The 21,383-nt window shown below is 73.8% G+C and carries 21 protein-coding genes; 17 read left to right on the forward strand and 4 right to left on the reverse strand.

Going from position 1 to position 21,383, the window contains the following annotated elements; genetic code table 11:
• Window positions 1–289: 289 nt before the first annotated feature.
• Entirely contained in the window at window positions 290–1,513 is a 1,224-nt protein-coding gene (locus OG823_RS20010; RefSeq protein WP_371480968.1) for a sensor histidine kinase, read from the reverse strand.
• A 313-nt stretch (window positions 1,514–1,826) separates the two neighbouring features.
• On the opposite strand from OG823_RS20010, the gene OG823_RS20015 reads away from it, so the two are divergent.
• The 11 genes from OG823_RS20015 to htpX all read left to right on the forward strand — a co-directional run bounded on the left by OG823_RS20015 (window position 1,827) and on the right by htpX (window position 12,898).
• Entirely contained in the window at window positions 1,827–2,243 is a 417-nt protein-coding gene (locus OG823_RS20015) for an NADH-quinone oxidoreductase subunit A (protein WP_371480969.1), read from the forward strand.
• The gene (locus OG823_RS20020; protein WP_371480970.1) at window positions 2,234–2,884 is read left to right on the forward strand and encodes an NADH-quinone oxidoreductase subunit B; all 651 of its coding nucleotides are present in this window, start codon (window positions 2,234–2,236) and stop codon (window positions 2,882–2,884) included. The genes OG823_RS20015 and OG823_RS20020 overlap by 10 nt, the downstream gene beginning before the upstream one ends.
• Window positions 2,881–3,963: an NADH-quinone oxidoreductase subunit C gene (locus OG823_RS20025; protein ID WP_371480971.1), complete on the forward strand. Its 1,083-nt coding sequence runs from the start codon at window positions 2,881–2,883 to the stop codon at window positions 3,961–3,963. The genes OG823_RS20020 and OG823_RS20025 overlap by 4 nt, the downstream gene beginning before the upstream one ends.
• 2 nt (window positions 3,964–3,965) lie before the next feature.
• Window positions 3,966–4,919, forward strand: a complete 954-nt coding sequence (gene nuoH, locus OG823_RS20030; protein ID WP_371484555.1) for an NADH-quinone oxidoreductase subunit NuoH — start codon at window positions 3,966–3,968, stop codon at window positions 4,917–4,919.
• Window positions 4,919–5,485, forward strand: a complete 567-nt coding sequence (locus tag OG823_RS20035; RefSeq protein WP_371480972.1) for an NADH-quinone oxidoreductase subunit I — start codon at window positions 4,919–4,921, stop codon at window positions 5,483–5,485. Before nuoH ends, OG823_RS20035 begins: the two co-directional genes overlap by 1 nt.
• Window positions 5,482–6,168, forward strand: coding sequence for an NADH-quinone oxidoreductase subunit J (locus OG823_RS20040; protein WP_371480973.1), 687 nt, complete (start codon window positions 5,482–5,484; stop codon window positions 6,166–6,168). Before OG823_RS20035 ends, OG823_RS20040 begins: the two co-directional genes overlap by 4 nt.
• A 6-nt stretch (window positions 6,169–6,174) precedes the next feature.
• On the forward strand, window positions 6,175–6,561 hold the full coding sequence (gene nuoK / locus OG823_RS20045) for an NADH-quinone oxidoreductase subunit NuoK (protein WP_371480974.1): 387 nt from the start codon (window positions 6,175–6,177) through the stop codon (window positions 6,559–6,561).
• Window positions 6,558–8,585, forward strand: coding sequence for an NADH-quinone oxidoreductase subunit L (locus OG823_RS20050; RefSeq protein ID WP_371480975.1), 2,028 nt, complete (start codon window positions 6,558–6,560; stop codon window positions 8,583–8,585). Before nuoK ends, OG823_RS20050 begins: the two co-directional genes overlap by 4 nt.
• 96 nt (window positions 8,586–8,681) lie before the next feature.
• Window positions 8,682–10,238: a NuoM family protein gene (locus tag OG823_RS20055; RefSeq protein ID WP_371480976.1), complete on the forward strand. Its 1,557-nt coding sequence runs from the start codon at window positions 8,682–8,684 to the stop codon at window positions 10,236–10,238.
• Window positions 10,239–10,241: 3 nt separating this feature from the next.
• A complete protein-coding gene (locus OG823_RS20060; protein ID WP_371480977.1) occupies window positions 10,242–11,873 on the forward strand; it encodes an NADH-quinone oxidoreductase subunit N in 1,632 nt (543 codons plus the stop codon).
• Window positions 11,874–12,034: 161 nt separating this feature from the next.
• Entirely contained in the window at window positions 12,035–12,898 is an 864-nt protein-coding gene (gene htpX, locus OG823_RS20065; RefSeq protein WP_371480978.1) for a zinc metalloprotease HtpX, read from the forward strand.
• A gap of 60 nt (window positions 12,899–12,958) precedes the next feature.
• Here htpX and OG823_RS20070 read toward each other — a convergent pair whose 3' ends face one another.
• A complete protein-coding gene (locus tag OG823_RS20070; protein WP_371480979.1) occupies window positions 12,959–14,473 on the reverse strand; it encodes an APC family permease in 1,515 nt (504 codons plus the stop codon).
• Window positions 14,474–14,566: 93 nt separating this feature from the next.
• Here OG823_RS20070 and OG823_RS20075 point away from each other — a divergent pair, with 93 nt between their 5' ends.
• The 4 genes from OG823_RS20075 (at window position 14,567) to OG823_RS20090 (ending at window position 18,314) form a co-directional block, all read left to right on the forward strand.
• Window positions 14,567–15,073: an Lrp/AsnC family transcriptional regulator gene (locus OG823_RS20075; protein WP_371480980.1), complete on the forward strand. Its 507-nt coding sequence runs from the start codon at window positions 14,567–14,569 to the stop codon at window positions 15,071–15,073.
• Window positions 15,074–15,339: 266 nt separating this feature from the next.
• The gene (gene ctaD, locus OG823_RS20080; protein WP_371484556.1) at window positions 15,340–16,956 is read left to right on the forward strand and encodes a cytochrome c oxidase subunit I; all 1,617 of its coding nucleotides are present in this window, start codon (window positions 15,340–15,342) and stop codon (window positions 16,954–16,956) included.
• A 64-nt stretch (window positions 16,957–17,020) separates the two neighbouring features.
• On the forward strand, window positions 17,021–17,419 hold the full coding sequence (locus tag OG823_RS20085) for a YccF domain-containing protein (protein WP_371480981.1): 399 nt from the start codon (window positions 17,021–17,023) through the stop codon (window positions 17,417–17,419).
• A 190-nt stretch (window positions 17,420–17,609) separates the two neighbouring features.
• On the forward strand, window positions 17,610–18,314 hold the full coding sequence (locus tag OG823_RS20090) for an RraA family protein (RefSeq protein WP_371480982.1): 705 nt from the start codon (window positions 17,610–17,612) through the stop codon (window positions 18,312–18,314).
• Window positions 18,315–18,412: 98 nt separating this feature from the next.
• On the opposite strand, the gene OG823_RS20095 is transcribed toward OG823_RS20090, so the two are convergent.
• On the reverse strand, window positions 18,413–19,255 hold the full coding sequence (locus OG823_RS20095) for a class I SAM-dependent methyltransferase (RefSeq protein ID WP_371480983.1): 843 nt from the start codon (window positions 19,253–19,255) through the stop codon (window positions 18,413–18,415).
• Between the two features lie 128 nt (window positions 19,256–19,383).
• Here OG823_RS20095 and OG823_RS20100 point away from each other — a divergent pair, with 128 nt between their 5' ends.
• A complete protein-coding gene (locus OG823_RS20100; RefSeq protein ID WP_371480984.1) occupies window positions 19,384–20,007 on the forward strand; it encodes a TetR/AcrR family transcriptional regulator in 624 nt (207 codons plus the stop codon).
• Window positions 20,008–20,094: 87 nt separating this feature from the next.
• On the opposite strand, the gene OG823_RS20105 is transcribed toward OG823_RS20100, so the two are convergent.
• Window positions 20,095–20,388: an SCO5918 family protein gene (locus tag OG823_RS20105; protein WP_371480985.1), complete on the reverse strand. Its 294-nt coding sequence runs from the start codon at window positions 20,386–20,388 to the stop codon at window positions 20,095–20,097.
• Between the two features lie 304 nt (window positions 20,389–20,692).
• On the opposite strand from OG823_RS20105, the gene OG823_RS20110 reads away from it, so the two are divergent.
• On the forward strand, window positions 20,693–20,896 hold the full coding sequence (locus tag OG823_RS20110) for a cold-shock protein (protein WP_190215485.1): 204 nt from the start codon (window positions 20,693–20,695) through the stop codon (window positions 20,894–20,896).
• The last annotated feature ends 487 nt before the right edge of the window (window positions 20,897–21,383 follow it).

Genomic DNA, 21,383 nt, shown 5'->3' on the forward strand with positions numbered 1-21,383 from the left:
CCACCGGGGCGACCGGCTCCCTGCCTTCCACCCCCACCAGCCCGGCCCCGACGGGCCGTCCGCACACCGCGCAAGGGTCTGCGGGCGCCGCCAGGGCCGCTCCTTGGCCCGTACGCCGGTGCGGGCGCAAGGGCGCCGGCCGGGGCCCCGCCGATGCTTCGGCCGGGCCCCGGCCGTCTCGCGTGCCCGCGACCGGGGCCGGCCCGCCGCGTTCCGCCGCCCCGCCGCGTTCCGCCGCCCTGCCGCCCTGCCGCGTTCCGCCGCCCTGCCGCCCTGCCGCGTTCCGCGCTCAGGCCCGGCGGGCGGCGCGCGTGTGCCAGGGCAGTTCGATGGTCACCGTGGTCGGGCCGCCGTGCGGGCTCTCCACCAGGAACACCCCGTCCACCGCGCGGATCCGCTCCGCCAGCCCGCCCAGGCCGCTGCCCGGGTAGGGGGCGGCGCCGCCCTTGCCGTCGTCCTGGACGAGCAGCATCAGCCGGTCCTCGGCCCGCCACAGGTCCACCGTGGCGGAGCGCGCGCCGGAGTGCTTGGAGACGTTGGTCAGCAACTCGCTGACGGTGAAGTACGCGATCCCCTCGACCGCGGAGTCGGGCCGCTCGACGGCGCCGTCCGCACCACGCAGGTCCACGTGCACCTTGACCCCGCCCGGGACGGTGCAGCGGGCGGCGACCGCCGAGAGGGCGGCGTCCAGGCCGCGGTCGGTCAGCACCGCGGGGTGGATGCCCCGGGCGAGATCGCGCAGCTCCTGCAGGGCGAGCTTCACCTCGCCGTGCGCGGCGCCGACCATCCTCGCGGCGGCCTCCACGGTGTCCGGCGTCGGCTCGTCCGTCAGCTTCTCCTTGGCCAGGCCCAGATCCATCGCCAGCGCGACCAGCCGGGCCTGCGCGCCGTCGTGCAGATCACGCTCGATCCGGCGCAGGTCGGCGGCCGCGGTGTCGACCACCGTGCCGCGGTCGTCCTCCAGCTCGCGCACCCGCGCGGCGAGCGCGGTGGGGGCGAGCAGGCTCTCGGTCAGCATCCGGTCGACGGCGGTCTGGAAGGCGACGACCCACGGCAGCACCGGCCAGCCGACGATCAGGCACACCAGGGTGAGGGCGAAACTCAGGACGCCCCAGGGCAGCAGCAGCACGTGGTGGAGCGCCGAGCGCCACCCCAGACCGTCGGTGAGCGAGGCGATCACCCAGCCGGTCAGACCGGGCCGGCGCACCGACAGCGGCTCCGGCTCGCCCACCTCGGCTCCCGCCGCCCGGGCCCGGGAGCGGGCCGGCGTGCCCAGCCTGCGGCAGCCGGTCAGCCCCAGGGCGAGCAGCGGCAGCCCGATCACGGTGACGGACAGCGCCAGGCCCACGCTCAGCAGAGTCACCGTGAAGACGAATCCGACGATCCCGAGCGGCAGGTTGAGCAGCAGTTTCAACACCTGCTGCCACATCTGGGCGCCGTAGGCAGGCACCCGGTCGCCCTCGGTGTCCCGCCGCCGGATGGCGTCCGCGGTGCGGTGGAGCAGAGGCTTCATCAGGATCTACCGTCCCTCTAGGTGGAGCTGCTGCCCCCAGCTTCCCTGGCGGGAGCGGGCCGGGGCCATGGGGGTGATCCGTGTTCGCACCCGGGGGTTATCCCCACCCCCTGTGCGCGGCGGCGCTCCGCGCGAGGCCCCGCCCGGCGTCCGGGCCCGGGCGTCTTGCGGAGCGGGCAGGGTGCGGGGGCAGGTGGCGGTGCACTTAGACTCACGCCTTAGCGATGGTTATGGGCGCGTAAAGAACACGGTCACAAGGCCCTCCGGGATCTCCCGGGCGGGCCGGGAGCACAGCCGATGTGGAGGCGAACGCATGGAGGGGCAGCCGGTAGCTGCCGTCGCGGCCGACCCTGCGGTGGGCAGCGGCTACTTCGACGCGTACGCGGCGGTGGGCCTGCTCGCCGTCGTCGGCGTGCTCTTCGTCGCGGTGTCGTTCACCGCCAACCGGCTGCTGCGGCCGGTGGTGCACTCGCCCGAGAAGCTGCTCAGCTACGAGTGCGGCGTGGACCCCGTCGGCGAGGACTGGGCGCACACCCAGATCCGCTACTACGTGTACGCCTTCCTGTACGTGATCTTCGCGGTCGACGCCGTCTTCCTGTTCCCCTGGGCCACGGTCTTCGCCGCGGCCGGGTTCGGCGCGGGCACGCTGGTCGAGATGTTCGTCTTCATCGGCTTCCTCGCGGTCGGACTGCTCTACGCCTGGAAGAAGGGCGTTCTGGAATGGACGTGACCCACGGCCACGCGCACGGCCACTCGCACGGCCGGCCCGGTGACACCGGCGCCGTCCCGCTCGGCATGCCGGATCCGGCCCGCCCCGGTGGCGCCGTCGAGCCGGACCGCCTGGGCCCGCTGGCCCGGCTGGCGCCGGACCCGGTCAAGGTGGTGCTCAACTGGGGGCGCCGCTACAGCCTCTGGTGCTTCAACTTCGGCCTGGCCTGCTGCGCGATCGAGTTCATCGCCGCGTCCATGGCCAAGCACGACTTCATCAGGATGGGTGTGATCCCGTTCGCGCCCGGCCCGCGACAGGCCGACCTGATGATCGTCTCGGGCACCGTGACGGACAAGATGGCACCCGCCGTCAAGCGCCTCTACGAGCAGATGCCCGAGCCGAAGTACGTCATCTCCTTCGGCGCCTGCTCCAACTCCGGCGGTCCCTACTGGGACTCGTACTCCGTCACCAAGGGCGTGGACCAGATCATCCCGGTCGACGTCTACGTGCCGGGCTGCCCGCCCCGCCCCGAGGCCCTGCTCCAGGGCATCCTCAAGCTGCAGGAGAAGATCGCCGCCGAGTCGCTGCCCGAGCGCTACGCCGCCCCGGCGTCCGCGCTGCGCCGGCCGCTGGTGGCCGGACCGGAGGGCGGCCGGCAGTGAGCTTCGACCGCACCCCCGAGGAGCTCGCGGCCGCGATCGGCACGTGGGCGACCGCCGCCGAGGCGTACGAGCTGATCACCGTCGAGGTGCCCGCCGAGCACTGGATCGACGCCCTGACCACCGCCCGGGACACCCTGGGCCTGAGCTACTTCGACTGGCTGAGCGCGGTGGACGAGCTGGCCGACGGCTTCTCGGTCGCCGCCCACCTCGCCGCCGTGGACGCCTCCGGTGTCCGGCACCTGCTGGTCCGCACCAGGGTGCCGCGCGAGCGGGCCGCACTGCCGACCGCCCTCGGCGTCTACGCCGGGGCCGGCTGGCACGAGCGCGAGACGAACGAGATGTTCGGCATCGACTTCACCGGCCACCCGCACCTGGTCACCCTGTTGCTCCCGGACGGCTTCGAGGGCCATCCGCTGCGCAAGGAGTTCGTCCTCGCGGCCCGGGTCGCCAAGGCCTGGCCGGGTGCCAAGGAGCCGGGCGAGTCCGACCACGGCGACGGGCCCGCGCGGCGAAAGATGCAGCCCCCCGGGGTGCCCGACCCGAACGAGTGGGGGCCGCTCAAGGGCACCCTGCCACCCGTGGCCGAGCGACCGGCCCGGGGAGCGCGGGCGGCGGGCGCGGCCGGCCGGACGCCTCGCGCGGCCGGTGCCGCGGGCGCCGAGGGCGCCGAGGGCGCACCGCCGATCCGGGTGGACCGGCCCCGCCGGACCCGCTCCATCACCGAGGGGTCGGCGAGCCAGACGGCGGCCGCTGCGGAGTCCGCCCCGGCCGCACCCGCACCCGGCCCGGCGCCGACGTCCGACCGGACGCCGGCCGGGGCTCCGGCCCCGGAGGCGCCCGCGCGCCCGGTGAGGACGCGCTCCTCCGACGCGCCCTGGCACAGCCCGGTACCCGCGCACGGACCCGGGACGCCCGAGCCCCCGGCACCCGTCGCCCCCGAGCCCCCGGAGCCACCGGCGTCCCCGGACGCTCCCGAACCCTCCGCCGAACCCGGCGCCCCCGCCACCGAGCCCCCCGCCACCGAGCCCCCCGCCGCGCCCCCGGCCCGGACCACCGACCAGGACGGAGACAGCGCGTGAACCTGCTGGACACGTTGCTGCGCTGCGTCGCCGTGCTCGCCGTCTTCCTGACGTTCCCGCTGATCATCGGCCAGACCGAGCACAAGGTGATGGCCCACATGCAGGGCCGGCTCGGCCCGATGTACGCGGGCGGCTTCCACGGCTGGGCGCAGCTCGTCGCCGACGGCGTCAAGTTCGCGCAGAAGGAGGACATCGTCCCGGCGGCCGCCGACCGGCGGGTCTTCCAGCTGGCCCCGGCCGTCTCGCTGCTGCCCTACCTGATCGTCCTGCTCGCCGTACCGGTCGGCCCCGGCGGCTTCGTCGGGCAGGCCATCGACGCCGGTCTGTTCTTCGTGCTGGCCGTGATGGGCGTCGGGGTGATCGGCAAGCTGATGGCCGGCTGGGCGTCGGCGAACAAGTTCTCCCTGCTCGGCGGCCTGCGCACGGCCGCCCAGCTGATGTCGTACGAGCTGCCGATGGTGCTGGCCGCCGCCTCGGTGGCGATGGCGGCCGGCACCCTGTCGCTGCCGGGCATCGTGGACGCCTTCGAGTGGTACTGGATCCCGTGGCAGGCGATCGGCGGGTTCGTGTTCTTCACGGCCGGCCTGGCCGAGCTGCAGCGCCCGCCGTTCGACATGCCGGTGGCCGACTCCGAGATCATCTTCGGCGCGTACACCGAGTACACCGGCCTGCGCTTCGCCTTCTTCCTGCTCTCCGAGTACGCGGGCATCCTGGTCGTCTCAGCGCTGACCGCCGTCCTCTTCCTGGGCGGCTGGCACGGCCCGATGCCGGATCAGCTCGGCTGGCTCTGGACCGTCCTCAAGACCTTCGCGCTGGCCTTCGTCGTGATCTGGCTGCGGGTCACCTACCCCCGACTGCGCGAGGACCAGCTGATGCGCTTCGCGTGGACGGGCCTGATCCCGCTCGCCCTCCTCCAGCTCGCCCTCACCGGCGTCGTCAAGGTGGCGATCTCCTGATGACTCTCCCCTTCCTGAAGGGCCCCGGCTCCGGCCTGGCCAAGGGCCTGGCGGTCACCCTGCGGACGATGACGAGGAAGACCGTCACCGCCCAGTACCCCGACGTGCAGCCCGACCTCCCGCCGCGCAGCCGGGGGGTGATCGCGCTGCTGGAGGAGAACTGCACCGTCTGCATGCTGTGCGCCCGCGAGTGCCCGGACTGGTGCATCTACATCGACTCCCACAAGGAGACGCTGCCCGCGGCCGACCCGAACGCCCGGGCCCGCACGCGCAACGTGCTGGACCGCTTCGCGATCGACTTCTCGCTCTGCATGTACTGCGGGATCTGCATCGAGGTCTGCCCCTTCGACGCGCTGTTCTGGTCGCCGGAGTTCGAGTACGCCGAGACCGACATCCTGGAGCTCACCCACGAGCGGGACAAGCTCCGCGAGTGGATGTGGACCGTCCCGGCGCCGCCCGCGCTGGACCCGGGGGCCGAGGAGCCCAAGGAGATCGCGGCCTCCCGCAAGGCGGCCGAGAAGATGGCCGCAGCGGCCCAGGCCGCGGCCGGGGGTGAGCAGGCGTGACCTCCCTGCTGGCCGCCGCCGGTCCACTGGAGCCGGCCGCCCGCTCCTTCCTCTCCCCGACCGGCGCCGAGATCGTGTTCCTGCTGGTGGGCGTCGCCGTGCTCGGCTCCGCCCTGGTCGCGGTCACCACCAGGCAGCTGGTGCACGCCGCGCTCTGGCTGGTGGTCGCGCTCGGCGGGCTCGCCGTGGAGTTCCTGCTGCTCACCGCCGAGTTCGTCGCCTGGGTCCAGGTGCTGATCTACCTCGGTTCGGTGGTGGTCCTGGTGCTCTTCGGCCTGATGCTCACCAAGGCCCCGATCGGCCGGTCGCCGGACGCCGACTCCGGCAACCGATGGGTCGCCCTCGCGGTGGCCCTGGCCGCCGCGGGCACCCTGGTGACCCTGGTCGTGGACGCCTTCCGCAGTGCGTGGATCGACCTCGGCGGCGGCGCCGGCTCCACTCAGGCGGTCGGCACCAGCCTGTTCCGCCACTGGGTGCTGCCCTTCGAGGCGCTGTCCGTCCTGCTGCTGGCGGCCCTCGTGGGCGCCATCGTGCTGTCCCGCAGCCGCAAGGCCGCGGTACCCCGGCCCCGGCCCGGCAGGCTGCGGGCCGGCAAGCCGGTCGGCACGCGGGGCCGCGCGGGCGCCCGGCCCGCGCCCGCCCCGGAGCCCGACTCCTCGACGACCCCTCCGCAGGAGCGCTGACCGCCGATGCACCTCGTCTACCCAGCCGTCCTCGCCGCGCTGCTCTTCGCCGTCGGCGTGTACGGCGTGCTCGCCCGGCGCAACGTCGTCCTGGTGCTGATGTCGGTCGAGCTGATGCTCAACGCCGTCAACCTCAACCTGGTCGCCTTCGACGCCTGGCTGCGCGACTCGCTGCACGCCGGCCAGGCGCTCACCCTGTTCACCATCACGGTGGCCGCCGCCGAGATCGGCCTCGGCCTGGCGATCGTCCTGCTGGTCTTCCGGACGAGGGGAACCGCCGACATCGACCGCATCACCGCCCTCGGTGACCCGGCCGAGGCCGACACCCGCGAAACCGCCGCCGACGAGGCACCCGCCGGGACCGAAGCGCTGAAGGGCCAGGCCGTCGCATGAACCTCGCCCTGCCCGCGCTCGTCCCCGCGCTGCCGGCCCTCGGCGCCGTCGCCACCCTGGCCACCGGCCGCCGGGCGCCGGGCTTCGCCCGGCCGCTGGCGATCCTCCCGGTGGCCGCCTCCGCCGTGCTCGCCCTGGTCGTCGCCCTCCAGCTCGGCACCGGCCAGGTGCTGGACGCCGCCACCCGGCTCACGCCGACCGGCGGCCCCGACATCTCGCTGGCCGTCCACCTGGACGGCTTCAGCTCGCTGATCTCCGTCCTGGTCGGCCTGGTCGCCACCTGCGTGCAGGTCTACTCGACCGCCTATCTCAAGGACGACCCGCGCTACCCGTCGTACGCCGCGCTGGTCTCGCTCTTCACGGCGGCGATGTTCCTGGTCGTCTACTCCGGTGATCTGATCGTCCTGCTGGTCGGCTGGGAGCTCATGGGCATCTGCTCGTACTTCCTGATCGGCCACCACTGGGAGAGCGCCGACGCGCGCTCCGCCTCGCTCAAGGCCTTCCTGGTCACCAAGCTCGGCGACGTGCCCTTCCTGTTCGGCCTCTTCCTGCTCGGCGCCGACGCCGGGAGCTTCCGGATCACGGACGTGCTGGCGGCGGCCGGCGAGGGCAGGCTCGGCCACCCCACCCTGATCGCGCTGCTGCTGCTCGCCGGGGTGGCCGGCAAGAGCGCGCAGTTCCCGCTGCACACCTGGCTCCCGGACGCGATGGCCGGCCCGACCCCGGTCAGCGCGCTGATCCACGCCGCGACCATGGTCGCGGCGGGCATCTACCTGGTGGCCCGGCTGCTGCCGGTGTTCCTGCTCTCCGGCGCCGCCCTGGTCGTCCTCGCGGTGATGGCCGCGATCACCATGATCGGCTCCGCGCTCTGCGCGCTCGCCCAGGACGACCTCAAGCGGGTGCTCGCGTACTCCACCGTCGGCCAGCTCGGCTACATGGCGGGCGCGCTCGCCAGCGGGGACCGCGAGGCCTCGGTCTTCCACCTGCTCACCCACGGCGCCTTCAAGGCCCTGCTGTTCCTCGCCGCGGGCGTGGTGATCCACGCCGCGCACACCAACTCGATCTCCGCGATGGCCCGGATCCCCGGACTGCGCCGGCGCGTCCCCGACGCGTACTGGACGACCGGCATCGCGCTGGTCGCCCTGATCGGGCTGCCGCCGTTCTCCGGCTTCTTCAGCAAGGAGGCGGTGCTCACCGCCGCCGAGCACGCCGCCACCGGCGAGGCGATCACCAACGGCCTCGGCCCCGCCTCCGCCGTACCGGCGGCCGCCGGCTGGATCGTGCTGGTCTCGGCCTGCCTCACCGCCCTGCTCACGGCCGCGTACGCGACCCGGCTCTGGCTGGTCGCCTTCCACAGCCCGGCGCCCGCCGCCGGTACGCCGGTGCGCACCGGCGCCGAGCCCGACGCGCCGTACTCGCCGGAGATCGACGAGGCCGACCCGGCCAGCGCCGAGCCGGCCGCGATGCGCTGGCCGCTCTGGGTCCTCGCGGTGCCGACGATGGGCTTCGGCGTGGTCGGCCTGCGGTCGGACTGGCTGCCCGCGCTGCTGGACGGCGGTTCGCTGCGGCCCTCCCCGGTGACCGCCGTGATCGGCACCGGCCTGGCGGTGGCCGGCGTCCTGATCGCGTACGCCGCCTGGCGCTCCGCCGGCGCCCGGCTCGCGGCCTCCCGGCCGTCGCCCGCGCCCGGCGGCACGGTGCCCGAGCAGGGCGGCCCCCCGCTGGTCGAGCAGTTCCCGGCCGACCCCGGCCGCACCCTGCTCGGACCGCTGTTCGGCCCGGCCCGGCACGGCTTCGGCGTCGACCGCCTCTACAGCGCGCTGTTCGTCCGCCCGGTGGGCGCCGCCGCGAGGCTCGTCCGCTTCCTGGACCGCGAGGTGGTCGAGACGTACGTCCGCGGCGGCGGCTCCGGCGCCGAGCTGCTCGGCCGGGCCGTCCGCTTCGCGCAGAGCGGCAACGCGCAGACGTACCTCAGCGCGCTGCTCGCCGCCGTCGTCCTGCTCGCCGTCCTGGTGGCGGTGTAGCCGGATGACGCACCGCCACCGCCCCCCGCGGCCGTCCGGCCCGGCGCACCCGCCGCTCACCACCCCGCCCGCCGCAGCAGCCGTTTGGAGCCCCCGATGAACGCGGTCCTCATCGCCCTCCTGCTGGTGCCGCTGCTCGGCGCCGCGGCCTGCCTGACCCCGGTCCTGGGCAGCGACCCGGTCGCGGCCGACCGGCGGGCGCTGCGCTTCAACACCGCCGTCACCGGCATCGTGCTGCTGCTCACCCTCGCGCTCGCGGCCGGGTTCGACCACGGCCGGCCCGGCCGGATGCAGGCCACCACCGACATCGCCTGGATCCCGGCGATCGGCGTGCGCCTGCACCTCGGCGTGGACGGCATCTCACTGCCGCTGATCGTGCTCACCGCCCTGCTCACCTTCCTCTGCGCGCTGTACTCCGCGCGGCGGCTCCCCAGCGGTGAGGGCGTCCCGTCCGCGCGATCCTTCGTCGGCCTCTTCCTGCTGCTCGAAGTCGGCATGCTCGCCACCTTCGCGGTGCTCGACCTGATCCTCTTCTTCCTGGCCTTCGAGATCGTGCTGATCCCGATGTACTTCCTGATCGCCCGCTGGGGCAGCGGGCAGCGCGTCCCGGCGGCCAACCGGTTCATCCTCTACACGCTGCTCGGCTCGGCCGTGATGCTGCTGGGCTTCCTACTGGTCGGCACCAAGGCCGGCACCTTCGACATGCAGGCGCTGGCCGCCGCCCACGGCAGCGGCCTCAGCCACACCACCCAGGTCACCGCCGCCCTCGCGATCATGGTCGGGCTGGCCGTGAAGGCCCCCGCCTGGCCGCTGCACAGCTGGCTCCCGGACGCCCACACGGCCGCACCCACCGTCGGCTCCGTGCTGCTCGCCGGGGTGCTGCTGAAGATGGGGACGTACGGCCTGGTCCGCGTCCTGCTCCCGGTCGTCCCGGACGGCACGGCGACCCTCGCCCCCTACCTCGGGGCGTTCGCCGCCGTCGGCATCGTCTACGGCTCCCTGGCCTGCCTGGCCCTCGCCCGGCCGGGCGCCAAGGGCGACCTCAAGCGCCTGATCGCCTACTCCTCGGTCGGCCACATGGGCTTCGTGCTGCTGGGCATCGCCTCCCTCACCCCGGCGGGTGTGAACGGCGCCCTGTTCGCCAACATCGCCCACGGCCTGATCACCGGCCTGCTCTTCTTCATCGTCGGCGCCGTCAAGGACCGCTACGGCACCGCCGACCTGGACACCCTCTCCGGCGCCACCGGGGCGGCCCTCTACGGGCGCGCCCCGCGGATCGGCGCACTGCTCGCTTTCGCCGCCGTCGCCAGCCTCGGCCTGCCCGGCCTGGCCGGCTTCTGGGGCGAGCTGCTCGCGATGTTCGGCGCCTTCGATCCGGCCGCCGGGCTCTCCCGGCCCGCCTTCGTGACGTACATGGTGCTGGCCGGCCTCGGCACCCTCCTCACCGCCGCGTACCTGCTGATCGTGATCAGGCGCGTCTGCATGGGTGATCCGAGGCAGCCCTCGGCCGTCGCCGAACTCCCCGACCTGCGTCCGTACGAGGCCCTCAGCTGGACCCCGCTGGCCGCGCTCACCCTGCTCGCCGGTCTCTGGCCCGCCCTGCTGCTCGGTTTCTCCGACCCGGCCGTCAAGCACCTGCTCGGGGGTGGCTGACCCATGCCCGCCGCCCAGCTCGCCACCACGCTCGGTACGCAGCTCAGCTCTCACCTCACGGGGCAGCCCACTGTGACCTCCCTCGCCGTAGCCGACCCGGGCGGCCTCATCCAGTCCGTCGACTGGGTGGCCGTCGCACCACCGCTGATCGCCGGCCTGACCGGCCTTGCCGTCCTGCTCGCCGACCTCTTCCTGCCCGAGCGCCGCAAGGCGCTGCTCGGCTGGTTCTCCGTCGCCGGACTCGCCCTCGCACTCGTCGCCCTGCTGCCGCTCACCGGCGGCACACCCCGCGCGACCTTCTGCCTGGGGGACGCGTCGGGTGCCACCGGCGCCGCGCTGGCCGGCGGCTCCGCCACGGCCGGCTGCAGTTACGTCGCCGACCACTTCGCGCTGGTCTTCCAGCTGCTCGCCCTCGGCGGCGCGCTGATCGCCGCGCTGCTCTCGATCCACACCGTGGACGAGGAGAGACTGCCCGGCGGCGAGTACTGGTTCCTGCTGCTCGCCAGCGCGACGGGCGCCGCCCTGCTGCCCGCCGCCCGTGACCTGGCCACGCTGGTGATCGCCCTGGAAGTGGCCTCGCTGCCCGCGTTCGCCCTGGTCGCGCTGCGCCGCGACGGCCGGGGCGCCGAGGCCGCGCTGAAGTTCTTCCTCTCCTCGGTCACCGCCACCGCCGTGATGCTGATGGGCGTCAGCTTCGTCTACGCCGCCACCGGCAGCCTGCACCTGGTCGCGATCGCCGACGGCCTGGCCCACGCACCCGGCCGGCTGACGCCGCTGGCCGAGGCGGGCGCCGTGCTCGTCCTGGTCGGCTTCGCGTTCAAGATCGCCGTCGTCCCGTTCCACTTCTGGGTGCCCGACACCTACACCGGCGCCCCGCTGCCGGTGGCCGGCTACCTCTCGGTGGTCGGCAAGGCGGCCGGCCTCTCCGGCCTGGCCCTGGTCACCGGCATCGGCTTCCGCCCGTACGGCCACACCTGGGGCCTGGTGCTCGCGGTGCTGGCCGCCCTCACCATGACGGCCGGCAACACGGCGGCCCTGCGCCAGCGCGGGGACACCGCGTACAGCGCCGTCCGGCTGCTCGCCTGGTCCTCCATCGGGCAGGCCGGCTACCTGCTCGTCCCGATCGCGGCCGCCGGGTACGCCGGGGGCGGCGACCCGATCGGCGCCACCGCCGCCTACGGGCTGATCTACGGGGTGGTCAACCTCGGCGCCTTCGCGGTGGTGGCGGTGGTCGCCCGCAACGGCGGCACCCGGCTGGACGACCACCGCGGGCTGTTCGCCCGCCGCCGCTGGACGGCCCTCGCGCTCGCCTTCTTCCTGCTCTGCCTGGCCGGGCTGCCGCCGGGCGTGATCGGGCTGTTCGGCAAGGTCGTGGTGTTCCGCGCCGCCGTCGACGCCGGTCTCGGCTGGCTGGCCGTGGTGATGGCGGTGAACGTGGTCGTCGCGCTCTTCTACTACCTGGCCTGGACGGCGAGGCTGTTCGCCCCGGCGGGCGCGGGCGAGCCCGGACCGGCCCCGGCCGGGCGCCTGCCCGTCCCGCTCACGGCCACCCTCGCGCTGACCGCGTCCGTCGCCGTGGTGCTCTCGGTGGCCCCGCAGCTGGTCCTCCAGGTGGTCGGCGGCAGCCTGTTCTGACCCCGCCGGACGGCCGGTCCAAGGGCCCCTGCGGGGGCCGGCCGCGGCGGGGCGCGGGGCGCTCGCGCGGGCACAAGGGAACAAGGCCGCCGTACCCGTCCGTTGATCCGGCACGGGAACGAGTCAGAGGGGTTCCCACCGCACCACCAGGAGGGTCTGCCGTGCACCGCCGGCACAACGGACTGAGGACGGCCGTCCTGCTCGGCGGCCTCTCGGCGCTGATCCTGCTGATCGGCAGTTTCTTCGGCCGTACGGGCTTCGTGCTGGCCCTGCTGGTCGCGCTGGGCACCAACGCGTACGCGTACTGGAACAGCGACAGGCTGGCCCTGCGCGCGATGCGGGCCCGGCCGGTCAGCGAGATCGAGGCGCCCGTGCTCTACCGGATCGTCCGGGAGCTCTCGACCTCCGCCCGCCAGCCGATGCCCCGCCTCTACATCTCGCCGACGCCGGCCCCGAACGCCTTCGCCACCGGCCGCAACCCGCGCAACGCCGCCGTCTGCTGCACCGACGGGATCCTGCAGATCCTGGACGAGCGCGAGCTGCGCGGAGTGCTGGGCCACGAGCTCAGCCACGTGTACAACCGCGACATCCTGATCTCCTCGGTGGCCGGCGCACTCGCCTCGGCGGTGATGTTCCTGGTGAACTTCGCCTGGCTGGTGCCGATCGGCCGCAGCGAGGACGACGACGGACCGGGCCTGTTCGGCATGCTGGCGATCATGATCCTCGGGCCGCTGGCGGCCGGTCTGATCCAGCTGGCCGTCAGCCGCTCCCGGGAGTACCAGGCCGATGCCGACGGCGCCCGGATCACCGGTGATCCGCTCGCCCTGGCGAGCGCCCTGCGCAAGCTCGACATCGGCACCCGACAGCTCCCGCTGCCGCCCGAGCCCCAGCTCCAGACGGCCAGCCACATGATGATCGCCAGCCCGTTCCGCCCGGGGGAGGCGGGCGCCCGGCTGTTCTCCACCCACCCGCCGATGGCCGAGCGGATCGCCCGTCTGGAACGGATGGCCGGCCACCGGCCGTAGGGCGCCGTCACCCGGCCCCGCCGGTGGGCCACCCCGGCGCCGGCGCGCCCGGGCCGCCGGTCAGCGCCCGCCGACGCCGACTCCCGAGCGCGGGGAGCCGGGCGGCGCGTCCGCCGGCGGACGTCCGCCGCCACTGCCGCCGCCACTGCCGCGGCCCGTGCGGACGCGGGCGAGCGGGCCGCCCCGGGTCGGCGCCGCCGCCGCCAGCAGTGCCAGGGCGACCGCCGCGGCGGTGGCCCACCCCTCGTACCCGAGCAGGCAGGCCGTCGCGAGGCAGACCACCAGCGCGGCCGGCCGCAGCGCGCCGGTGAGCAGGCGGACGGCGGCGGCCATGCAGCCCAGGTAGACGATCAGGAAGAGCGCGGTCGGGAGGGCGACCAGCTGGGCGGTGGTCACCGCGCCGGCGCCGGTGAGGGCGAGCAGCAGCCCGCCGACCGCGGCGATGGCCGCCACGACGCCGAGCCCCCGCGCCGGGCGCGCGGCGCCGCCGGGGGCGTCGGGTGCGTCGGTCATGCCGTCCATGCCGGTCACGCCGTTCGCGTCGTCCACGCCGTTCGCGTCGTCCACGCCGTCCACGTCGGTCACGCCGTTCGCGTCGCGGTCCGGTCCGGTGTCCCGTCGGGCCTGCGTCCGGGCCTGCGTCCGGGCCTGCGGCGCCTCGGGGGAGCGTCGCCGGGTGAGTAGTTCGGCGGCCATCGCGGTGGCGCCGGTCAGATAGGTGTTGGTCGCGGCCAGGGTGAGCAGGACGGCCGTGGCGGCGGCCACCGCCGGGCCGCCGCCGCCGATCACGGTGCGCAGCAGGTCGGCCAGCGGCACGGGCCCGGCGGCCCGGGGCCCGAGGACGCCGACCGTGGCGGCCGCCAGCGCCAGGAAGAGCAGGCTGGTGACGACGAAGGCGATCGCCACCACCCGGGGGAGCTGGCGGCGCGGGTCGCGCAGGCGGACGGTGAGCGGAGCGGCGGCCTCCCAGCCGATGAAGGCGAACATCACCGAGGCCGCGGCGGTGCCCGTCGCGCCCCACCCGTGCGGCGCGAACGGCGTCCAGTTGGCGGCCCTGGCGGCGCCGGCCGAGCCCGCCACGGCGACCACCACCAGGGTGCTCAGCGCGGCGACCAGTGCCAGTTGGAGCCGGGCGCCGGTGCGGACGTCCGCCAACCGCATGGCCAGGACCAGCGCGAGCAGTACCAGCGCGGCGGTGGCGGTCCGGCCGGGGAGCCCGAGCGCGTCGGCCACGTAGGCGCCGCCGATCAGGCAGACCACCGGCGCACCGGTGACCACCCCGGCGAGGTAGCACCAGGCGGCGGCGCGACCGGCGCGGCGGCCGAGCCCGGCGGCCGTGTACCCGGCGACGCCGCTCGCACTCGCCGGGCCCGGCATGGTGCCGAGGCGGGTGAACACGGCGGCGATCAGCCCGGAGAGCAGGAGCAGGGCGAGCCAGGACAGCAGCGAGGCGGGCCCCGCCTCGCGGGCGGCCAGGCCGGGCAGGAAGAGCAGGCTGGGTCCGAGCAGCGCCCCGATGTAGTGCGCGGTCGCACCGGCGGTCGACAGGAGTGAGGGGGGTGACTGGGTCGTCATGGGAGGAGCATGCTCCCCGATCCGCGGCACGCGATGGCGGATTCGGTGCCGAAAGCCCGCGGCGACGGCGGATCGTGCGACAGAATCGGGGTCATGCCGCACACCATGCCGGGGCCGATGTACGACCGCATCGATCGCGCCATTCTGGAGCACCTCCAGCGCAACGGACGGACACCGAACGTCGACCTCGCCGAGGCCGTCCGGCTGTCACCGTCCTCCTGCCTGCGGCGTACCAAGGCGCTGGAGGCCGACGGGGTCATCGCCGGCTACCACGCCGAACTGGACCGGGCCAGGCTCGGTCTCGGGCTGACCGTCTTCGTCGCGCTCAAGGTCGACCAGCACTCCCGTGCCACCTCGCGGCTGCTCCAGGAGGCGCTGGCCGCGATCCCGGCGGTGGTCTCCTGCCACCTGGTGTCGGGGGAGGCCGACTTCCTGGTGGAGGTGGCGGTGCCCGACCTGGAGGCGTACGAGCAGGTGCTGCTGGACGAGATCCTGGCCATCGCCCCGGTGCGTGACGCCCGCAGCACCTTCGCCATCCGTACGGTCGTCAACCGGGGCCCGCTGCCGGTGGACCAGTGGCCGGGCGCCCGCCGGGCGTAGGCCGCCCGTCCCCCGGCGTGCTCCCGCCGGCCCGACCCGGGCCGGCGCCCCCGCGAGCGCGTCCGGCCGAGGGAGCGCCGGGCCCGTCCGGCGTGCCGCCCGCGCGCCGCGCCGGTGACTGGTAGTGGTTGACCGACTACCCGTGACGGTGACCTGGAAGGTGCGCGGCCATGACCCTGCTGCCGAGAACCGAACCCGCCGAGCGAGCACCGCGCCGCCCGCACCGTCCGCGCCGCGGCGGTGCCCGGCGGGCCCGGCGCGGACGGATGCTGGTGTCGTGGCTGACGACCACGGACCACAAGCGGATCGGGAGCCTCTACCTGACCACCGCGTTCGTGTTCTTCCTGTTCGGCGGCGTGATGGCGATGCTGATGCGGGCGGAGCTGGCCCGGCCGGGCCTGCAGCTGATGTCCAACGAGCAGTTCAACCAGCTGTTCACCATGCACGGCACGATCATGCTGCTGATGTTCGCGACGCCGCTGTTCGCCGGCTTCGCGAACTGGATCATGCCGCTCCAGATCGGCGCCCCCGACGTCGCCTTCCCCCGCCTGAACATGCTCGCCTACTGGCTCTACCTGCTGGGTTCGCTGATCGCCGTGAGCGGTTTTCTGACCCCGGAGGGCGCGGCCGACTTCGGCTGGTTCGCCTACGCGCCGCTGAACAGCGCGATCCACACCCCGGGCGTCGGCGGCGACCTGTGGATCATGGGCCTGGCGCTCTCCGGCTTCGGCACGATCATGGGCTCGGTCAACTTCATCACCACGATCATCTGCTTCCGCGCCCCGGGTCTGACCATGTTCCGGATGTCGATCTTCGTCTGGAACATCCTGCTCACCAGCGTCCTGGTGCTCTTCGCCTTCCCCGTGCTGGCCGCCGCGCTGCTGGCACTGGAGGCGGACCGCAAGTTCGGCGCGCACGTCTTCGATCCGGCCAACGGCGGGGCCCTGCTCTGGCAGCACCTCTTCTGGTTCTTCGGCCACCCCGAGGTGTACATCATCGCGCTGCCGTTCTTCGGCATCGTCACCGAGATCATCCCGGTCTTCAGCCGCAAGCCGATCTTCGGCTACTCCGGTCTGATCGCGGCCACCATCGCCATCGCCGGCCTCTCGGTCACCGTCTGGGCCCACCACATGTTCGTCACCGGCCAGGTGCTGCTGCCGTTCTTCTCCGTCATGACGCTGCTGATCGCCGTGCCGACCGGGGTGAAGTTCTTCAACTGGATCGGCACCATGTGGAGGGGGAGTCTGAGCTTCGAGACGCCGATGCTCTGGACGGTCGGCTTCCTGGTGACCTTCCTCTTCGGTGGTCTGACGGGCGTGCTGCTCGCCTCCCCGCCGATCGACTTCCACGTCTCGGACTCGTACTTCGTCGTCGCCCACTTCCACTACGTGGTCTTCGGCACCGTCGTCTTCGCGATGTTCGCCGGCTTCCACTTCTGGTGGCCCAAGATGACCGGCAGGATGCTCGACGAGCGGCTCGGGAAGATCCACTTCTGGACGCTGTTCATCGGCTTCCACGCCACCTTCCTGGTCCAGCACTGGCTCGGCGCCGAGGGCATGCCCCGCCGCTACGCCGACTACCTGGCCTCGGACGGTTTCACCACCCTGAACACCGTCTCCAGCATCGGCTCCTTCCTGCTCGGCCTCTCCACCCTGCCGTTCCTCTACAACGTCTGGAAGACCGCCAAGTACGGCGAGAAGGTGGAGGCCGACGACCCCTGGGGCTACGGCCGCTCGCTGGAGTGGGCGACCTCCTGCCCGCCGCCGCGGCACAACTTCGTCACGCTGCCGCGCATCCGGTCCGAGTCGCCGGCCTTCGACCTGCACCACCCCGAGATCGCCGAGGCCGACCGGCTGCAGAACGCCCGCGAACCGCTCGGCTGAGCGCCCGCCCGCCGGGCCGCCGATGTCGGGCGGCCCGGCGGCGGGCCGTGCGAAGCTGGATCGCATGAAGGTACTCGGGTTTGTCCTGAACGTCATCTGGCTGATCTTCTGCGGTATCTGGATGGCACTCGGTTACGCCATCGCCGGGATCATCTGCTGCGTACTGATCATCACCATCCCGTTCGGCATCGCCGCCTTCCGCATCGCCGGGTACGTGCTGTGGCCGTTCGGCCGCACGACCGTGCAGCGCGACGATGCCGGGGCGCCCTCGCTGGTCGGCAACATCATCTGGTTCGTGGTGGCCGGGATCTGGCTGGCCATCGGCCACGTGGTGACCAGCATCCCGCTGTTCCTGTCCATCATCGGGATCCCGTTCGGCTGGGCGAACCTGAAGATGATCCCGATCTCGCTGATGCCGCTCGGCCGCGAGATCGTCTCCACCGACGAGAAGTTCGGCGGCTGAGGCGATCGGGACCGCATCCGCCCGGGTGCGGTCCTCGGCGGCCGCAGGGCGGGGCAGGGGCGCGCGTCCGGCAGCCTCCGCCCTTGCCCCGCACCGCCCTTGCCCCGCACCGCCCAGCTCCGCCCTGCCCCACATCGTGGCCCGGGGCGTGGGTCCGGGGCGGCACCAGAACCGACGAGGAGAGAGCCCGATGAGCGAGCGGCAGCCGAGAGCCCTGGCGGGCCTGTCGACCCCGCACCTGGCCGACGCGTGCGTACGCCTCGGCCTCCCGGTGCGGTGCGCCCCGGCGGGGCTGACGGCGCTGTCCGGCGGGATGCGCTGCGCGGGACGGGTGCTGCCGGTGCGTCATGTCGGGAGCGTGGACATCTTCTTCGAGGTGCTGGAACACGCGCGGCCGGGCGACGTGCTGGTCGTCGACAACGGGGGCCGGCTCGACGAGGCGTGCGTCGGGGATCTGGCGGTGCTGGAGGTGCAGCGCGCCGGCCTGGCCGGGATGGTCGTCTGGGGGCTGCACCGCGACACGGACGAGCTGCTGCGGATCGGGCTCCCGGTCTTCACCCTCGGCGCCACGCCGGCCGGGCCGCTGCGGGTCGACGCCCGCCACCCGGACGGCCTGGACCGGGCGCGGGTCGGATCCTGGGTGGTCACGGCCGAGGACGTGGTCGCCGCCGACCGCGACGGTGTGCTCTTCCTCCCGGCGGCGAAGACCGGGGAGATCGTGGCGGTGGCCGAGGCCATTCGCGGGATCGAGCAGCGGCAGGCGGCGGTGCTGCGGGCCGGCACCTCGCTGCGCGAGCAGACCGGCTTCGCCCGCTACCTGGCCGCCCGCGAGCTGAACCCCGGGCTGACCTTCCGGGAGCACCTGCGGGCGACCGGCGGCGCGATCGAGGAGTGAGCCGGGCGGGGGCGGCCCCGATCGCCCTCGGGCGGCCCCGCCGGGCCGGGCGGGGGGCGGGGGCGGTCTCCGGGCGGCCCCGACGGGGCAGGGGCGGCTCAGGGCGCGACGGCGGTGACCAGAAGGGCCGAACCCCGCAGCCGGACGCCCCCGGTCCCGGCGTACGGCCGCAGGGCGTCGGTGAGGGCCGCCCGGGCGCGTCGCGCGGTCGGCTCGTCGACCTGGGAGAGCAGGTGCCGGCCGGGGCCGGAGCCGAGCAGCAGGGCCGCGGCGTCCTGCGGGTCCCGGCCCCAGTGCATCGGTGCCTCGACGGTGGTGGCGGCCACCTCCGTCCAGCCGGCGCCGGTCAGGACGGTGTGGACCAGGGCGGGATCGGCGAGCGAGAACATGCCCGGCTCGCCGGGAGCGGGGGAGCCCGGCATCGGCAGGTACGCGCGGAGCCCGGACAGCACGTGCACCCAGGCGTTGCGGTCGGGATCGCCCATACAGGCGAACGCGAGGCGGCCACCCGGCCGAAGAGCGCGGCGGATGTTGGCGAAGGCAGCGACTGGATCGCCGAAGAACATCGTCGCGAACCGGCTGACGGCCACGTCGTGACCGCCCGGCCGGAAGGAGTGGACCTGGGCGTCGCCCTGGACGAAGGAGACGTTTTCCAGGCCCTGTTCCGCTGAGAGGGCGCGGGCGCGCGCGAGCATCGGGCCGGACAGGTCGACGCCGAGGGCCCGGCCCTCGGCGGCCTGCGCGGCGGCCAGCCGGGTGGTCTGCCCGGTGCCGCAGCCGATGTCGAGCACCTCCTCGCGCCGGCCGATCGAGGCGGCGGCGAAGAGGTGCTCGTCGAAGCCCCCGTTGACGGCGTTCCACCGGTCGTGGTGGTCGGCCCAGTGGCCGCCCTCGTACCCGTTCCACGCTTCGGCCTGTGCGGTGTTGACGACGGGATGCATCACGGACTCCCTCTGCTCGGCATCGGGCGACGCTCTAGAATGGGCGCCTGCTCATACAGTATGGGCAGGCGCCCATACCGGCAAGGGGTGGCGGCCGAGAGCCGGCGCCCGAGCAGTGGAGGAGAGCCATGTCACCCCGAGGCGTACCGATCGTGGACGTACGGGAGCGGCTGTTCGCGGCCGCGGAGCGGGTGCTGGCCGCCGAGGGGCCGGGAGGTCTGTCGAACCGGGCGGTCACCGGCGAGGCGGGCGTCGCCAAGGGGCTCCTGTACAGCCACTTCGCGGATCTGGACGAGTTCGTGGCGGAGCTGGTGCTCGACCGCCTCGGGGCAGCGGCGCGGGAGGCGGCGGCTCTGCCCGCACGGGCGGGCCTGGCGACGGTGGCCGGGAACCTGACCGGCACGGCACTGGCGCTGCTGGCCTCGAACGGCCCTGCGGTCGCCGGGCTCGCGCTGACCAGGGCGGGCGCCTCGGCGCGGGTGCGGTCGGCGATGGAGGCCGGCGCGCCCGGGATGGCACAGGTCGAGGACGCGCTGGCGGCCTACCTGGAGGCGGAGCGGGAGCTGGGGCGGGTGGCGCCGCAGACCGATGCGGCGGCGCTGGCCCTGGCGATCGTGGGGACCGTCCACCACCTGCTGATGATCGGCGGGTGGGGCGCGGAGGATCCGGCCGAGCGGATGCGGCGCTGCGTGGCCGCACTCGCCCTGGGCATCCGCCCGCCCGGCACCACGGCCGGGCGGGCGGCCGACTGAGCCGCCCCCCCGCACGGCGACCGCGGACATGCCTGAAGGCCCGGTGGCCCGGGCGGTGGTTCGGGCGCGCCTGCCGGGCGCGCCGGGTCAGAAGGCGGTCGGGTCCGTCGTCTCGCCGGACTCGACCGGCTCGGGAGCCTCGGCCGGGGGAGCGGTGCGACAGGTGAAGCCCAGTCGCTCCATGGCGCGGTAGACCTCGGCGGCGCTGAAGTCCCGGCGGTCCTGGCGGGTGATGATCGCACCCACCTGCTTGACGGGGTACCAGCGGCGTCCGATCTTGACGGCCTCGGCCAGGGCGGGTTCCGGCTTGATCCCGGCCATGGCCTTCTCCACCTCGTTCGCCTCCAGGTAGAACGAGCGGCCGGCGATGGTGGAGCGCATGTTGCCTCACGGGGTGTGATCGGGGGAGTGAGTGGTCCTCAGAGTCGAGCCTCGCACATCCGGGCCCGGTGGCGCGAGGTCTGAATTTTCTGGCGTCCCCCCGTCAACCGCCCGCCGGTTCGTGCTACTGTCGATACCAGTTGCAGTTTTGGTTCCCATGAACTTATGTGTGCGCCTGCTGGTTTCGACCTGGGGCGCACTTTTTGTTTTCTGCCCGGATCTCATTCCGGATGGGGCGATCAGAGCGACGACAGGGCGATCCGCGAGGTGCGGATCGCTGGTTCTGCCCCAAAGGAGAATGAATATGGCTACTGGCACCGTGAAGTGGTTCAACGCCGAGAAGGGCTTCGGCTTCATCGAGCAGGACGGTGGCGGCGCCGACGTCTTCGCCCACTACTCGAACATCAGCGCCCAGGGCTTCCGCGAGCTCGTCGAGGGCCAGAAGGTGCAGTTCGACGTCACGCAGGGCCAGAAGGGCCCGCAGGCGGAGAACATCACCGTCATCTGATGATGGTGTCGAAGTACGCGGCGTGAGTCGCTCCCGTGGGGCCCGCAGATTCGTCTGCGGGCCCCACGGTCGTTGTGCGGCATTCCTCCGCGCGGCCGGTCCCGGTTCGGATCGTCCGGCGCTCCGGCCCGCGTGAACGGTGTTCCGGTGTTCGTGCCCGGAGCATCCCCGGGAAGGCGTCCCGCCCGGTCGTATCCGGTGCTCGTCGCCCCTCTCGGACGGTCCGCACTCCGCCCGGATCAAGGACCCCGCGAATTCACCCGGTTCATCCCCTGCGTTCCGCCGGCGCCGGTCGACGGCGCCACGGGCCCGGCCCCTCGCGTGACGGCTGTCCCCTCGCGTACGGCCGTCCCCTCGCGTACGGCCCGGGCACGGCGTCCGTATGACACCTGTCACCCCGAGGTGGTGACGCCCGCTCATGGTGGCGGCGCGGGCGCGCCCGGCACAATCGTGTCCACCGGTTCGGACGACCAGCGTCCGAGGCGGC

Source organism: Kitasatospora sp. NBC_00315, from assembly GCF_041435095.1.
In the GTDB taxonomy this organism is placed as follows: domain Bacteria; phylum Actinomycetota; class Actinomycetes; order Streptomycetales; family Streptomycetaceae; genus Kitasatospora.

Bases quoted from the DNA above. Each gene is read 5' to 3' on its own strand.
- OG823_RS20010 (WP_371480968.1), bottom strand. From the start codon at position 1,513: ATGAAGCCTCTGCTCCACCGCACCGCGGACGCCATCCGGCGGCGGGAC.
- OG823_RS20015 (WP_371480969.1), top strand. From the start codon at position 1,827: ATGGAGGGGCAGCCGGTAGCTGCCGTCGCGGCCGACCCTGCGGTGGGC.
- OG823_RS20020 (WP_371480970.1), top strand. From the start codon at position 2,234: ATGGACGTGACCCACGGCCACGCGCACGGCCACTCGCACGGCCGGCCC.
- OG823_RS20035 (WP_371480972.1), top strand. From the start codon at position 4,919: ATGACTCTCCCCTTCCTGAAGGGCCCCGGCTCCGGCCTGGCCAAGGGC.
- nuoK (WP_371480974.1), top strand. From the start codon at position 6,175: ATGCACCTCGTCTACCCAGCCGTCCTCGCCGCGCTGCTCTTCGCCGTC.
- OG823_RS20050 (WP_371480975.1), top strand. From the start codon at position 6,558: ATGAACCTCGCCCTGCCCGCGCTCGTCCCCGCGCTGCCGGCCCTCGGC.
- OG823_RS20055 (WP_371480976.1), top strand. From the start codon at position 8,682: ATGAACGCGGTCCTCATCGCCCTCCTGCTGGTGCCGCTGCTCGGCGCC.
- OG823_RS20060 (WP_371480977.1), top strand. From the start codon at position 10,242: ATGCCCGCCGCCCAGCTCGCCACCACGCTCGGTACGCAGCTCAGCTCT.
- OG823_RS20070 (WP_371480979.1), bottom strand. From the start codon at position 14,473: ATGACGACCCAGTCACCCCCCTCACTCCTGTCGACCGCCGGTGCGACC.
- OG823_RS20075 (WP_371480980.1), top strand. From the start codon at position 14,567: ATGCCGCACACCATGCCGGGGCCGATGTACGACCGCATCGATCGCGCC.
- ctaD (WP_371484556.1), top strand. From the start codon at position 15,340: ATGCTGGTGTCGTGGCTGACGACCACGGACCACAAGCGGATCGGGAGC.
- OG823_RS20085 (WP_371480981.1), top strand. From the start codon at position 17,021: ATGAAGGTACTCGGGTTTGTCCTGAACGTCATCTGGCTGATCTTCTGC.
- OG823_RS20090 (WP_371480982.1), top strand. From the start codon at position 17,610: ATGAGCGAGCGGCAGCCGAGAGCCCTGGCGGGCCTGTCGACCCCGCAC.
- OG823_RS20095 (WP_371480983.1), bottom strand. From the start codon at position 19,255: ATGCATCCCGTCGTCAACACCGCACAGGCCGAAGCGTGGAACGGGTAC.
- OG823_RS20100 (WP_371480984.1), top strand. From the start codon at position 19,384: ATGTCACCCCGAGGCGTACCGATCGTGGACGTACGGGAGCGGCTGTTC.
- OG823_RS20105 (WP_371480985.1), bottom strand. From the start codon at position 20,388: ATGCGCTCCACCATCGCCGGCCGCTCGTTCTACCTGGAGGCGAACGAG.
- OG823_RS20110 (WP_190215485.1), top strand. From the start codon at position 20,693: ATGGCTACTGGCACCGTGAAGTGGTTCAACGCCGAGAAGGGCTTCGGC.